The sequence below is a fragment of the Prevotella sp. AM42-24 genome, from assembly GCF_003461825.1.
GTDB lineage: Bacteria > Bacteroidota > Bacteroidia > Bacteroidales > Bacteroidaceae > Prevotella > Prevotella hominis.
In genome coordinates this window covers 1-14,497 of the sequence record NZ_QTXV01000071.1, presented here as the reverse complement: position 1 = coordinate 14,497, position 14,497 = coordinate 1, and the positions used below count along the sequence as shown (strand labels likewise).

At 41.6% G+C, this 14,497-nt stretch carries 10 protein-coding genes and 2 pseudogenes; 4 read left to right on the top strand and 8 right to left on the bottom strand.

Translation table 11 applies throughout. The features are described 5' to 3' along the window. The 4 genes and pseudogenes from DW917_RS14450 to hxsA2 all read left to right on the top strand — a co-directional run. A pseudogene (locus DW917_RS14450) lies at positions 1–971 on the top strand (IS982 family transposase); the annotation flags it as partial. 18 nt (positions 972–989) lie between these two features. Further along, positions 990–2,033 (top strand): annotated as a pseudogene (hxsB, locus tag DW917_RS14445) (His-Xaa-Ser system radical SAM maturase HxsB); the annotation flags it as partial. A 6-nt stretch (positions 2,034–2,039) separates the two neighbouring features. Continuing rightward, positions 2,040–3,176, top strand: coding sequence for a His-Xaa-Ser system radical SAM maturase HxsC (gene hxsC / locus DW917_RS14440; RefSeq protein ID WP_118119820.1), 1,137 nt, complete (start codon positions 2,040–2,042; stop codon positions 3,174–3,176). Positions 3,177–3,216: 40 nt separating this feature from the next. Next, positions 3,217–3,486 carry a His-Xaa-Ser repeat protein HxsA2 gene (gene hxsA2, locus DW917_RS14435; RefSeq protein ID WP_118119818.1) on the top strand — a complete coding sequence of 90 codons (270 nt, stop codon included), beginning with the start codon at positions 3,217–3,219 and terminating at the stop codon, positions 3,484–3,486. 81 nt (positions 3,487–3,567) lie between these two features. On the opposite strand, the gene mobV is transcribed toward hxsA2, so the two are convergent. From mobV to DW917_RS14395, 8 genes are all read right to left on the bottom strand, one after another. Continuing rightward, a complete protein-coding gene (gene mobV / locus DW917_RS14430; RefSeq protein ID WP_118119816.1) occupies positions 3,568–5,013 on the bottom strand; it encodes a MobV family relaxase in 1,446 nt (481 codons plus the stop codon). Between the two features lie 155 nt (positions 5,014–5,168). Next, positions 5,169–6,191 carry a DUF6371 domain-containing protein gene (locus DW917_RS14425; RefSeq protein WP_118119814.1) on the bottom strand — a complete coding sequence of 341 codons (1,023 nt, stop codon included), beginning with the start codon at positions 6,189–6,191 and terminating at the stop codon, positions 5,169–5,171. A 122-nt stretch (positions 6,192–6,313) separates the two neighbouring features. Continuing rightward, on the bottom strand, positions 6,314–7,678 hold the full coding sequence (locus DW917_RS14420) for a DUF3987 domain-containing protein (protein ID WP_117921345.1): 1,365 nt from the start codon (positions 7,676–7,678) through the stop codon (positions 6,314–6,316). 4 nt (positions 7,679–7,682) lie between these two features. Further along, positions 7,683–8,054 carry a helix-turn-helix domain-containing protein gene (locus DW917_RS14415; protein ID WP_007897100.1) on the bottom strand — a complete coding sequence of 124 codons (372 nt, stop codon included), beginning with the start codon at positions 8,052–8,054 and terminating at the stop codon, positions 7,683–7,685. A 109-nt stretch (positions 8,055–8,163) separates the two neighbouring features. Further along, on the bottom strand, positions 8,164–8,925 hold the full coding sequence (locus DW917_RS14410) for a hypothetical protein (protein WP_118119812.1): 762 nt from the start codon (positions 8,923–8,925) through the stop codon (positions 8,164–8,166). A 366-nt stretch (positions 8,926–9,291) separates the two neighbouring features. Continuing rightward, complete coding sequence (locus DW917_RS14405; RefSeq protein ID WP_118119810.1) at positions 9,292–10,413, bottom strand: site-specific integrase; 1,122 nt, start codon at positions 10,411–10,413, stop codon at positions 9,292–9,294. Between the two features lie 203 nt (positions 10,414–10,616). Beyond that, positions 10,617–11,567 (bottom strand): helix-turn-helix domain-containing protein, encoded by a 951-nt coding sequence (locus DW917_RS14400; RefSeq protein WP_118119808.1) that lies wholly within the window; start codon positions 11,565–11,567, stop codon positions 10,617–10,619. Positions 11,568–11,901: 334 nt separating this feature from the next. Beyond that, positions 11,902–14,475, bottom strand: a complete 2,574-nt coding sequence (locus tag DW917_RS14395) for a leucine-rich repeat domain-containing protein (RefSeq protein WP_118119806.1) — start codon at positions 14,473–14,475, stop codon at positions 11,902–11,904. Between the last annotated feature and the right edge of the window lie 22 nt (positions 14,476–14,497).

The window sequence follows — 14,497 nt, the reverse complement described above, 5'->3', positions numbered from 1 at the left end:
AAAAAGTTGTGCATCTCGTTGATTTTAAGTAACTTTGTAGTGTCCAATTATAAAGTTATATATTTCACGCTATGCACAACTTGTATGCAAATTTCGTAAAAATTCTTGAGATATGCAAGGATTTCTCCAAAAATTTAGTTAATGAGCTAGGAAATATTCCTCGCCCTGGAGTCGTACCACGTTTTTCAGACCTCGAAGTTGTTGCTTTGAGCTTGACAGCCGAGCATCTTAGCATCGACAGTGAAAACAACTTGTTCGATAGGCTGAAGGAGTATAAGGCAGATATGCCAAATCTGATTTCTCGACGCCAGTTCAATGACAGGCGAAAGTTCACTGCGGAACTATGTGAGAAGATTCGTAAGCGCATAGCGTCAAAGATGGATGGTGCAGAAGAATATTTCTGCATAGATTCCAAACCAATAGAGGTGTGTCGCTTGTCCAGAGGCTTGCGTTGCAAGATGAAAGGAACAGACGTAACAAACTCTCCTGCATTTGGCTATTGCGCTACTCAGAAGATATACTACTTTGGGTATAAGCTCCACGCTGTCTGTGGGTTAAGTGGAGTTATCCACTCGTATGACCTGAGTCCAGCTAATGTTCATGACATTCATTTTCTTAAAGATGTAAAGTTTCAATTCCATGACTGTTGCATCCTTGGCGATCGTGCTTACCTCAGTGCGGAACTACAGCAAGACTTGTTTTCTTCTGTAGGCATCAAGTTGGAAGTTCCATATCGCTTGAACATGAAGAATTGGCGACCAACATTTAAGCCTTATGCTAAGGCGAGGAAGAGAATCGAGACAAATTTCTCTCAACTTTGTGATCACTTCATGCTCTTCCGAAACTATGCTAAGCAAACACCAGGACTGTTTACCCGAATCATCGGGAAAATCAGCGCATTTACAGTCTTGCAATATATTAATTATGTAAACAACAGACCGATTGGCAGGGTTAAGTATGCGCTAAATTAATTCCGCCAACGGGTTGTCAAAACTATCTTCATGTCCCCTTCTCCATGTATCAAAATAGAGTTTCAGGGCGGTGACCCATCTACCGATTTTGAAATGGTGAAGTATATCATAGAAGAAGCTGAATGGCAAAACTTATTCAAGAAACGTGAATTAGAATTTGTCATCTGCACCAATCTTACTTTGCTCAATGAGAAGATGGTCAAGTACCTAAAGAAGCATAATTGTATGATTTCTACATCTTTGGATGGTCCAAAAGATTTGCATGACACTAACAGACCTCTCCAGAATAAGAATCTTGACCACCATGTTATCTTTGAGAAAAATCTACAGATGATTCGTGGTATTTGGGGCGATGATGAATGTGCATCCGCTTTAATGACAACTTCAAAGTATAGCCTCGGAAGATTCAAGGACATCATAGACGAATACATCAGATTGGGATTCCATAATATTTTCCTAAGAGCTCTGAATCCTTACGGCTTTGCAAAACAGCATAAGGACAAGATTGCCTACCCGATAGAAGATTTCGTAAAGAACTACAAAGAGGGACTGGATTATATCATTGAACTAAACAAGAAGGGAATATTCTTTGTAGAAGGGTATGCAGCCTTGCTTCTGCGTAGGATTCTCACACCTTTCGCAACGGGGTTCGTAGACTTGCAATCTCCTGCAGGTGTTGGCATAGCTGGAGCTATATATGATTATGATGGCAGTGTGTATGTTGCCGATGAAGGAAGAATGATGGCTCGTTTCAAAAACTATTATTTCAGACTTGGCAATGTGAACGAAGATTCGTATCAAACCATGTTCAATGGAGAAAAGTTGCATGAGATTATAAGCAATGCTTGCAATGAATGCTTGCCCGAATGCGCAGAATGTGTATTCCAACCTTACTGTGGTGCAGACCCTGTAAGAAACATGTCAGAGCAAGGAGATATGGTTGGTCATCGTCCTACAAACGAGATGTGCAAGAAGAACAAAGCTATTATGCATTATCTCTTTGAACTTCTTCAAAAGCATGACCCTGAGATAAATAGAATATTTTGGTCTTGGATAAAATAGTGAGATATGAAACAATTAAATTCATTATACAACTCTAACGCACAGGAGCTTCTTGGACGAATAACACTTAGCGGTAAAAATATATTAAACCGTTCAGCATATATCCTTGTTACCAATGAGCAGAATATGCCTAAAGGTTACAAGGCTATCATTTCAACACATGATTTCTCTGCCAATACATCTACACCATATATAAAAGTTGACAATATTTCAGACTTCAATGAAGGTGACGTGATAAACATATCCCCTAATGGAGAGGTGTGTTTTCTATATGAAATCAATTCTGCATCCAATGCAATCTTTGCTACTGCTCGTTGCAATCATCGCTGTATCATGTGTCCTCAACCTCCAGTGCAGCAAGAGAAGGACAGAACTGATTTTAATCTGAATTTGATTAAACTGTTCGATAAGAATACACAAGAAGTCGGAATTACTGGTGGTGAGCCAACTATGATTGGTGACAGATTATTTGAGATTATACGCCAAATTAAAAAATCATGTCCTAAAGCTGCCATAAGCATACTATCCAATGGAGTGAAATTTGCAGATATTGACTACGCTGCAAAGTTAGCAGCTTGCAACCATCATGATTTACAAATAGACATTCCTATCTTTTCAGATATAGCTTCTATCCATAACCATATAGTAGGAGCTAAGACGTTTTACAAAACGGTTCAAGGTTTGTATAATTTGGCACAATTCGGGCAACAGATAGGTCTGAGGGTGGTTATCCACAAACAGACCTATAAGAGATTGCCACAGTTGGCTGATTATATCTATCATAATTTCCCATTTGTCACCCAGGTAGCTTTTATGCAGATGGAAACTACAGGGTTGGCAGAGACGAATTTAAAAGACTTGTGGATAGATCCATATAGCTATAATAATGAGCTGAGAGAAGCTGTACTCCTTTTGAACGACAGAGGTATAACGACTTATATCTACAATGCTCAATTATGTGTGCTTCCACCAGAATTGCGTCCATTTGCAAAGCAATCAATTAGCGAATGGAAAGATGTCTATCTTCCAGTCTGCGACGGATGTGTTCTCAAAAATGAATGTGGAGGTTTTTTCTCGACAAATAAAAATAACATAAGTACACATATCCATAAAATAGAATGTACAAATTCATGTACAGAGTGAATTATTAACAATATTGTCAAATTTAAAAACGGAGGTATCAATGAAGAGACTAATGTTTTTGATTGTTTCGGCATTTATCGCTACAACGAGTTATTGCGCCAACGTTTCTGATAACATCATGAACGTATTGGGCAATAATGACGAAACAACACAAATTGAGAAGCAGAAGAACCAGCCTTTGGTTTTGCAGAAAGCCATTGACATGGTAAAGAGTTCTCTTGCGGGTCACTATTCGCATAGTTCTCATTCTTCACACAGTTCTCACAGCTCGCATAGCTCACACTCGTCTCACTATTCAAGTCGTTACTAAGGATAGTGATTCGCAAGATCATTGCGAGTTGTAAAATAATTTGGGAGGGGCGTATTCGAAATGCGCTCCTCCCTTAATATTTTATCTACTCAAGCCTTTTCTCTTCATTGGCTTCATCATCTTTGTCGCCTGTCGCAAGCATCGTCTTATCCATTCTATCTCATCTTCGTCCTTCTCACGTCCCCAGTCTTTAGTGTCGCTACCGCCACCACCTTGGCTTTCAGCAAAGTTGGTAGCCTCGTTGACGTAGCCGATGTAGAGGTACATTGCACAATAGATAATTTTGTCGCCATAATTAATGAAGTCCATTGCAAAGCTGTCGTCAAATAGGCTGCTGTCGTGAATGCTCGTCATACGAGGATAGATGTCTGCTATCTCTGCCAACGCCTTCATACCAGCCTGCGCCCATATTTTATTGATCATCTGTTGCTGGTATGAAACAGCTGTTTTTTCAAAATCGGCTTTAATCTCCCTGTTTCTTGCTTCGATGTGGAAGGTATTCTTCTGCAACTCATCAAGTTGCAACTTAGCCTGCGCAAGTTTCATCTTTTTGTCGTTCAATTTGTCACGAACATCCCAGAGTTCCTTTCTGGTGGCGGTAATCTTTGCCTTTATCTCAATAGCATCACTAAGATGATTCTTCATGTAATCTTCAAGTTCGGCTATGGTCGCTTGTTTCTCTGCTTCCGCTTTCTCCAGATTGCTGACCATAGTCTGCAGAGCCTTGATTTTGGTCTCTGCTTTTGTGATGCTACGATTAAGACCTGAAAGAAGCGTCTTCTTCATGCCTACTTCATTTGACAAAGTGCGGCATTCATCAGCCAACTCCCTGCGATAAGTTTCTGTTGACTTGTGCTTAGATCCAGTTATGGTGATGTCATCGCCACGTTCCAGTCCATACTTTTCATTAACCTCTGCAAGTCGGCTATGAAGTTCACGCATCCTTGTTCTTGCTTGATTCATGTCGTTTCCACCAAACATATCTTTTGCGCTAAGTCTGCCGTCCTTTGTGATGGGGACAATGACCGCATGTGCATGAGGATTTAGTTCGTCTAAATGAACAATGAACGAAACGACATTTTCTTCACCAAACTCCCGACAACAAAAGTCATATATGTCCTTTGCCCATCTGTCTATGCCACTGCAACTGTCAACATCCCAGTTGCTGCCGTTCTCACTGATTGGCTGGTCGCCAAATGCGAGTTTGCGCATCTGCTCACGGTTACCACCAAAGACAAGGCTCACGGCACGGTTTGACGTGGCATTCACTCTGCCTGTCACTCTGTTCTTGATGGCTTGCTCGATTTTGTCTGTTATGGACTTGGTCTTATCCACTGGTCCAAGTTCTCCGCCTTTCGACACCTGAAAGTTAAGTCGGGTGCGACTACGGTCATAGTTGTATTTTGGATCATTCTCCTTCCTTGAAAAGAGATCATCTCCCCAATTGCGCTGATGCTCATCGCTGACAGCAACGCTAAAAGACTTGACCTTTTGAATGTCCATCATCTGTTTCTTATTATCGCTCATAAAATTGCTTGTTTTAATTGATTGTACATATGAAATTCAGCTTGCTGTACACATATAATGGCTGTTTGCCCTAATTACTGAGCTTGCTCGGTGTATTAGGCTCCACCCAAGGGATATGTTCGCAAGCGAACTCGTTATAACTGCTGCCAGTAGTGCTATGGCTCTTCCACCAACACCAACCCGAGGCTGTCTATCAGATGTTGGAGTGGCGGATGTTTCTTTATCAGCCTTTGTAGCGCCATTTGTGGCGTTTCCGTCATCAGCAGGAAGTCGGCAATGTCAAGACCATTGGTCTTTTGTTCATCGGTGGCATTGTCTTCCAAGATGTTGCTGACAAGAACTTGTTTGCATATTGATTGCAGCAACGGAAGTTTGCTTTTCCACTTATCCGTTGCCCCAAGGTCTGGAACCAAAACAACCTCCCGACCGCTTAGGATTTCGACTGCATCTTTATTGAAACATCCGTTCATGCCTCCAGTAGCCAACCATACGAAATCAGATATGAAGTGTGTGGCAATGATGGCTGTCTTTTCGCTCTCCACGATGGCTATTGTCTTGGTCGTGGTTTTATCAGTCAACAGATGTTCGCCAAAGAAGCACTGCCGAAGTGTAAAGTCAGGCAGTTTCAGTTCAGAGTGTACCCAAGTCACCAGACTGTTGGGTTCCTTGATGCGGTGTCCTGTCTTGTCATCATACTTCATTATCTTGCCAGTGCGCACATTCCCATTGACATCTATCTGCCAAAAGATAGTTGAACCGCCCCATTTCTTTGAAGTGCCGACCTTGTACAAGGCAAACAGCCGTTCTGTCTCCACTTTACCAAAGACCGTTGAAATGTATCGGTACAAAGGATTGACAGAATAGCCATGCAGTGTTTGCTCCATCAACTTATTTTCAATGAAAGTTGGAAGAGGTTTCTCTTTCCTGCACTCTTTGATTGGTGTTTTATATCTCCAATCATCATTGCAGCTGGCATCGGGATTGTCCTTGAAATAATCAGATGGAGAATAATGGTAGCCACAACTCTGTTCATGGTCACAACGCCCCACATTGTCAGGGAATACAATCTGTCCTTGCTCGTCAATATATCTTGCAAAGCAACGCTTACGCCCACATTGAGGGCAAGCATATCGGTTGCCCAGCTTGTATTTCTGTAGATGGAATCTATACTCACTCATAAGGCTCTGCACTTATTGCACCTTGCACTTTCTGCACTTTTGCACTTGTTTGGCACAAAATGCAGCATCTTTTGTGCAAGAGTGCAAGAAGTGCAAAGTGCAAACGGTGCAAGGTGGTGGTTCTACTTCTGAACTTTCTCATAATTGCCTTGCTTGTCTTTGATGATAAAGTTTCTCTGACAGAAGTCTTTGAGCATATACATGACAGTACGTCTTGCAAAACCGAAATCCGCTCCAGCCTTTACTGCTTCAGCAGTTACGAACTTGTTTCCCAACGAGTCAAGTACCTGTTTCTTCACAGGGTCGGTAGCCTCGGTTAAAACGAGGTCATCCATCCTTTTGTATGACTTCTCAAAGTAATCGCTCATCCGTATGGCTGCATTCACGGACTCCGCATCAACAAAATCCTTGTGAGACTCATCACAAGCCCAACGGAACAGTTGGAATATCAAGGCAAGCCGAGCCGTGTTCAAAGGAACTTTTGCAGCACGTGAGTCTATCATTTTTTCATCCGTAATGGCATTCTGCCGTTCAATGTCCTCATTCTGCCAATCATAGAATATATCAATGGCTTCATCAGAGAAGTCAAGAACATTGAAGATGCCTTCCGTAAAAGGAAGAGCCACAGCCTTGTCTATGATTTCTTTCCATACACGGAATGGTCTTTCAATGATTGCAGCATCTTGTTTTGGAACCTTAACCCAAGGAGCTATCTTCAAACCTTTTGGGCATGTGATCAGAAAACGGTCAAGAAAACCATTCTTCTTGAATCCCATATCATAAAGTTCATGCACAATACCAGTCTGGATAGTTCCTACAATCTGTATGCAAGGATAGTCAATGCGTAAAGGACAATCAAGATTACAACGAGACACATCTACTGGCAAGCCATTGTGAGCCGACAGCATCTGTTGTACAAAAGAACTGTTGTTGTATCGGTTGATGGTGTTGAACAGCCCCATTATCTCATCCACCACAACTGCCACACCTCTGAGGTTGGCATCGTGATTGCGCATCAGAATCTCTGGCGTGAAGTCATTCATGATATTCTTATGCAGGACTGGCACTGGAGGTAACGATTCCCATTCCGTCCGTTTTTTGCCCTTGTTTCTCTCCACAATGGCTGCATACTCATTCTTTAGAGCCTTGAACTTATGGTGCTCTTCAGTATCAATGTCGTGCAACGGCTTGTAGGCAAAGTTCAAAGGTGGCGTCTTGCCGACTCCTGGTCTGCCAACAAGAATGACATATAGGATAGGTGAAGTAATCCAATTGCCTTTAATCCGGATATAGCAGGAGTTGCCGACGGCTGCTGCCATAGCGGATATAAGGGAAGTAGCGGTAAACTCAATGGAATAGTTCTCCGTCCTTGCCAAATCAAGAATCATCTGCTGCATCTTCTGGGGGAATACGTCAAGCGGAATTCCAGAAGTGGCTACGCCCGAAGCCTCCGAGCGTAGCTTGTTACAAATTTCAAGCGCATCCATGACATCACCAGTTTAAGGGTTTCGGCTTGCGCTTGTTTCCTGCAAGAATGGCTGCATTCTCCTCCTCAGCTGTAAGAGGTACAGGATTCTTGCGGTTAGTCTCCAGCCACTTGTCAAGTTCATCTTGATAAAGGCAGTAACGCTTGCCCGGCTTGGTGGCAGGAATGCTTCCGTTTCCAAGTTTCATGTAGAGAGTTGCCATCGGCATTTTGAGATATGCCGATGCTTCCTCCACACTCATAGGTATGTGCGTATTCGCCTTGTGTGGCTTGTTCTGTGATTGCAGACTGATGATCATCTGCTTCATGCCCACCACTTCGTCCCGAAGCTGGGCAACGACCATTGGAAGGTCGTTGAAAGTTAATTCCTTTGTCATATACAAGTTGTTCTAAAAAACTGGGACAAAGGAACAGAATGATGCTTCCGTTACTGAGGTTCGTGACAGTCATTTGTCATTCACGAGGGAATAACTCTAACAATGGGGATTATTCAGGTTTTTCCTCCGTCACATCATGGAAATCATATCCACCATTGGCAGGCTCGTCAATAGGGATTATATCATTGGAACATGGTGCTTTCAGGTTCTTCAATGTGCTGTAGTCCAAGCCTTCAAACGGCTTTGGAAATAAAGTCTTGACAAAGGCTATTCGCATTGCCATTGTGTAATCACGTTTACCCAAACGTTCTGCGATATTCCACACGAAGTGCCTTAAAGGAATATTCTCAACATTCTCCTTGAAACGGTTTATTGCTGTTGGGGTATAGTTGGTGTCGTTACTCCATTCATTGACTGCCTCTATCACCTTATTCAAATCTTCCTCATACAGAAACCTTGACATTGTACGATGCACATAGTCAAGTACGGCTCTCGTTCGCTTTTCCTTTTCCTCCTGCGCTTCTTTTTCTTGTACCTCTACACACTTGGCATAGTCTTCATGGCTGTATTTTACTGGCTCTGTTTGTGGTAAGGTATGCATTGGCTGTTCTGTTACCGGCTCTGCTTCTACCACGTTTTTCTTTGTCTTGCCGTTGCTACCAATAGTCATCAATTCATAGGGACAATTCACCATGGAAATGAATATCGCCCAAAGCAGGATGTTGCTCCCTACAAAGATGATTGACTCGACAAACAGACTTTGGTGAAAGTCATTGCCTACATACATCGCCACGACAAGAGAGATGGCGAGAATTGCAGTACCAACAAAAGCGTAGATGGTACAATCTGAAGTTGTCTTGTTTTCTATCATTATTGCATTCGTTTTATTGTTATTCGTTCAAAAACTTCCACAAAGTTAGATGCAGAAGCATGTAAAAGCCGCATTTACGTTCTCTGGCACTCTTTCTTTTACGCTTTATTAGCGTTCTAATATGATTTCATACTCTGAATCATACTTGAAACAGCTCGTTAGCGTCAGTTGTTGCTGATTGTTGGCTACAAAGGTAAGGGCAAAGAAAAGGGAAATTTGCAGTTCCTCTTCAATATCAACAGAAATTGGAATGAATTTGTCGGATTGGTTCTATCCACGACAGCAAATAGAACCAACAAAACGAGAAAAGGACTATTGGAACACTATCATTCCAATAGTCCTTTTCTGCGTGTTATTGTCAAATGGTTACTTCTTCAAGGTGATACAGCCAACCGAAGCACGCTTCTGGGCATCGGAAATCTTGGCATACACCTCTGTTGTTGCCACATTCTTGTGACCGAGATAACGCTGCACAACCGCAATACTTGTTCCTGCGTCCAACTGGAGACAGGCAAAGCTGTGGCGTGAGCAATGATAGGAGATATGCTTGGTGATTCCTGCTTCTCTCAGCCAGTTCTTCAATGGTGCCTGTGTCATGGAGTCTTTGAAATCGGGGAACACCTTGCCTCGTTTATCTGGTGAATAGCCTATCAGTTCCAAGGCTTCCTCACTGATTGGGTTATGCACGATGTCCTTTGTCTTCTGCATTCGTGTAGTGACATACATCACACCATCGCTGCCGTATGGCTGTATTTCTTCCCAAGTGAGCTTCTTGATGTCGCTCTTTCTCAAAGCCGTTAGGCAAGAGAACAGGAAGGCTCGCTTCAAGGCAGGAGCAGAGCATGGTGTGGATGCCAAGCGGATAACCTCGTCTTGTGAAAGATGCTCCTTGTCAGTCGGGATTGTCTCGATACGCTCCAAGAAACCGTTCGGGTTCTCCTTTATCTTGCGGTCACGATAGGCTGTGTGGATTGAAGCACGGAAAGTTGACCAGTAGTTGGCAGCTGAGTTTATATGCAGCTTTCTGTTCTTATGCAGTCCCTGTGGTGCTGTCAGCAGATACTCACGAAATCTGTTGCACAAGTCCACGTTTATCTCACCGAAGGTACACTTGCCTTGCGTGAAGGTACGAAAGTGCATATAGACGTGTTGCCACTTGGAGTTCTTCTTGTCTGCCAGTCTCTTGAAGTAGGCGAGGAAATCTCCTTTCATCTTCTCCTTGTCGAAGAAATCATAACGCTCGTTGACGATAGCCTCGAAGCGACGGCAGCGTATCGCCTCGGCTCTTGCCGTAAGGTTGAGGTTGTACTTCTGTTCCGTCTGGTTCTTCGGCTTGGCATAGATGTAGATGCCAAGCGACTCATGGCGGATGACTTTCATCGTGCTCTCGTCACGATAGCCTGGATAATAGTCAAGATAATAGGACAGCATGCGTCCGTCCTTGATTTTGCGTGTACGCAATGATACGGTCTTGCAGATATTACTCATAGTTGTATTGATTTATTGATGAATATTCATGGTGAAGTGTCTCTTCACGGCTGCAATGACAGTGCAAACCGAGAGCAGAAGCCAAATTTATTTGGATTATGCCGAGGTGCAGCCTGTCTTCGCGAATGCAAAATAACTGAATGATGCTTCCGTGACTCCAATTATTTACAGTCATTGATGGATAATGATGAAATCATTTGAAATCACAGTCCTTTTGCTGCCCTTTCTGCCATTGCACGTTCCACATCCGTCTTCAAAAGCAGGTTTTTTACGCCCACTTTTACCTTACTGATATGGTGAACTCTCACGATATGGCAGATGTTGGCACTTGTCAGACCATACAACTGTTGCATCTGTTCGGTGGTATAATAGTTGTCATCGTTCATGAGGTCAGTCCTGCGAAGTTCTTCAAGATGTTCCTTGGAATAATAGGTACGACCGTACTCACGTTTGGTGGGTATCTTATGACGGTAGGTGTATGCCCTAAGTGCTGACTTGCTCATGCTAAAGGCTTCCTCTACATCATCAGCAGTCACCCATTCCGTTATGCTGTTGAGGTCAACGGCAGTTCCGAAGAACTCATCAATGTGCCGTTTGCTGTAATAGTTCTTGCCAGCGATACGGCACATCGGTATCTGGTTGCGCTTGGCGGATGTATAGAGCCAAGACTTCTTGACCTTATATATGGACATCACTTCCTCGCCCGAATAATAGTCAAGCACCTCATTCTCCTCTTTCCCTTTTGTCGGTTCCTGCTTTCGTATTGGCTTTTCTGTTTTTGCCTTTTTACTGAGCTTGCTCTTGCTGGCAGGAATCACACGCTTGTAGGGATTACCCTCAAACATCTTCTCTATATCAGATTTTCTAACGAATGCCATTCTGCTGCTCAATCTTGATGCCTTCAACTTGCCGTTAGCCACAAGTTTGTAGATATACTGTCGGGTGCATCCCATCAGCACAGCTGCCTTTGAGAATGTAAGATACTCTTGATGTTGCAGATCCATGATTGGCTCAATACCGTTAATCAAGTCCTGCTGTCTTTTCTTCCTAAGACGTTTTGCCTCTGCCTGACATTCCTCGGAACAGTATTTCTGCATACCGCTTCTTGGCACGAATGTCTTGCCACAAAATTCACATTTTCTTGTCGGTCTCATACTCTTTGATATTGCTTTGTTCAAATTCATTTGAGTATTCCACCATTGGAGTAAACGGAAGTGAACCATTGACAACCTTTGTCAACCCAGTCCACGATATTACGCTTTTTGCCTATCAGCTTCAAATCTGTCCTCTATCGTAACCACTCGTAAACCCTTGTCAACTACGTTCACGATATGACAAAATAAAAGCTCCGCAAATTCTCCACGGTAGAAATACGCTGCAAAAATATGTGGAAAATCGGGAACTGCCAAAAAGCACTCAGAAAGTGTTAAAAATCAAAGAGTGTTGAAAATCAAGACCTTATGGTTAGTTAGTCATAGTAAGTTATGGTTAGTTATAAGGCTCTAAATACAGGTGACAAAACATCTGTGTGTCCATCTTGGTTACTACCGTTGGAATCGTTATAGCTTGTAATTTTCCACATTCAGAGAACAAGCCTTGTTGCAACCAAGCACACGAAGTTGACAACTTAGCACTTTCAAGCGCAGAATCATCAGCAAAAGCATATTTTCCAATCGTAGTAACAGCATTAGGAATAACTATTCTTCCCAATTTACTCATTCCACAGAAAGTCCAGTTGCCAATAGAAGTCAAGCTTTCTGGCAAAATAAGCGATTCGCAATTATTCACCTTATAAAGCAAGTAATCCTTACAATATGCCACAGTCCCTGCTTGTGAAAACCTGACATCAGTCAAAAATTGTTGATTATAAAATGGTGAATATCCTTTTGCTTCTACCGTTTCATAATCAATGTTTCTTCCAATATAAAGAGAAGTCAAATTGCAGTTTCCAAACAAAGGAAGTTTTTCGTCATATTTCAAACTGTTTTCTAATGAAGATGCACCATAACCTAACTTTACGGCTGTGTTAGAATCTTCAAATGAAACATTCGAAAGACTGATACAAGATGCAAAAGTAAAGCTACCTATAGATGTCAATCTGCCAGGGAACGACAATTCTATAATCAGAGGACATTTGGCAAATGTATAGTCACCTATTGATAAAGCAGGCTGATACTGCTCGTTTTTATTGAATATTACACTTTTCAAATTTTCACAACCTTGGTATGCGCTACTACCCAAAACCGAAAGTTGTCCCGGATAAGTGATATCTTCTAAAGCCACACAACCTTTAAAAGCTGCCGTTTCAATAGAAAGAGAATGTTTAGAACTCTCCTCGAAAGTTATAGAAGCCAATTTGTCACATCCCTTGAAAGCATATCCACCAATTGTTTGAATACCAACAGGAAATGACACAGAAGTCAACTTGTCACAATCATCACAAAGATGATTATAAACAAAAGTGACCTTAGGACCAATTTGCACTTCTTCAAGAGTAGTGCTATTAACAAAAGGAGCAGAAGCACGACTTTCTTGTTTCCAGTTACCATTAACTAAGTCATAAATATATGAATTATCGGAATAATCATACTTCAGATCTCTACCAAGATAAAGTAGTTCTATAGGACAATCATAGAAGTAATCATTTTTTCGGTCTTGATAACTACCATTATTGGTTAAAGCATCAATCTTTGCACTTCGTGTATTCTTCGTATCAATCGTCAGTACACCTTCACCATCTTCAAAAGACATAACACTCGTATTAGTACAGCCATAGAAACTATTCTGTCCGATAGAGGTTACTGTACCAGGAATAGAAAACTCAAGGATGCCTCTATTATTATAAAAAACACTCTCACCGATGGTCTTCAATCCTTCCTTCATAGAAACCACAGCAAGGGTATAATCGTTATAAAAAGCCTCATCACCTATAGACTTGGCTGTAGCAGGTACTCTCATCTCAGAAAGAGCAATACAATTTTTGAAAGCGCGAGCAGGCACAGCGGTCAAAGACTTTCCTAATTTTGCAACCGTTAGTTTAATACAATCTTCAAATGCACTTTCCCCCATCGTTGTAAATTCATCTGGCAAGAGCAAGGCGGTAAAAGACTTGCAATTAAGAAAAGCACTGGCACCTATAGTTTTTAAACTCTTACCAACGGTCACTTCCGTTACACTGGAACAATTTTGAAAAGCTCGTGCCCCAATCGTCGTTGTTACATCTGGGAATGTCAACTTAGTAACATTCGAACAGCCATTGAAAGCATCATTACCTACTACTTGTAAATCTTGACCGAGATTCAAGGTCGTCAACTTAGAGCAATCCTGAAAAGCAGATGCTCCTATCTTCTTAACCTTAGGAAGAGAAGTCAATGTTAAAGACGCATTCTTATAGAATAAATAAGCTGGTATTTCTGTTACTGTTGAAGAAATCGTTACCTTTGCTAACTTAGGCTGGTTATAAAATGCAGAATAGCCATAGTATTGAGGATACTTTTCAAAAGGATATCTACCATCTATATAAGTAATATTACGTCCTATATAAACTTCTTCCAAAGGACAAAACGAGAATAACCCTGTACCATTATATCCTCTATCATCTCGATAATAAGAACCTAAAACAAGGCTTGATGCGCCATCTTCAAACCTAACACTTTTTAATGACGTACAATTATAGAAAGGTAAATTTGAAACACCCGTGTTTTGTCCTATCTGCAAAACTGTACCGGGGATACTTATTGACTCTAATACCTTACATCCAAAAAAAGCTGCATCAGAAATTGTTTCAAGTCCATTACTTAAAACAACTGATGACAGAAGCGAACAACCACTAAATACATTTTTAGGAAGTTCACTACAACCATTACCCAATGTAACTTTTTCCAACTTTGTATTCTCCGCAAAACAAGACTCTCCTATCGTTGTTACACTATTTGGTATATTGATGGAAGATACTGCACTTTTGTAAAAAGCAAATTTTCCAATAACTGAAAGAGTATTAGGAACTTCAAAATTTAATCCTACATTAGCATCACTTCCTATTGACCCTAAATTCCGCAGCATTTTAGTTTAACTTATTTTATAA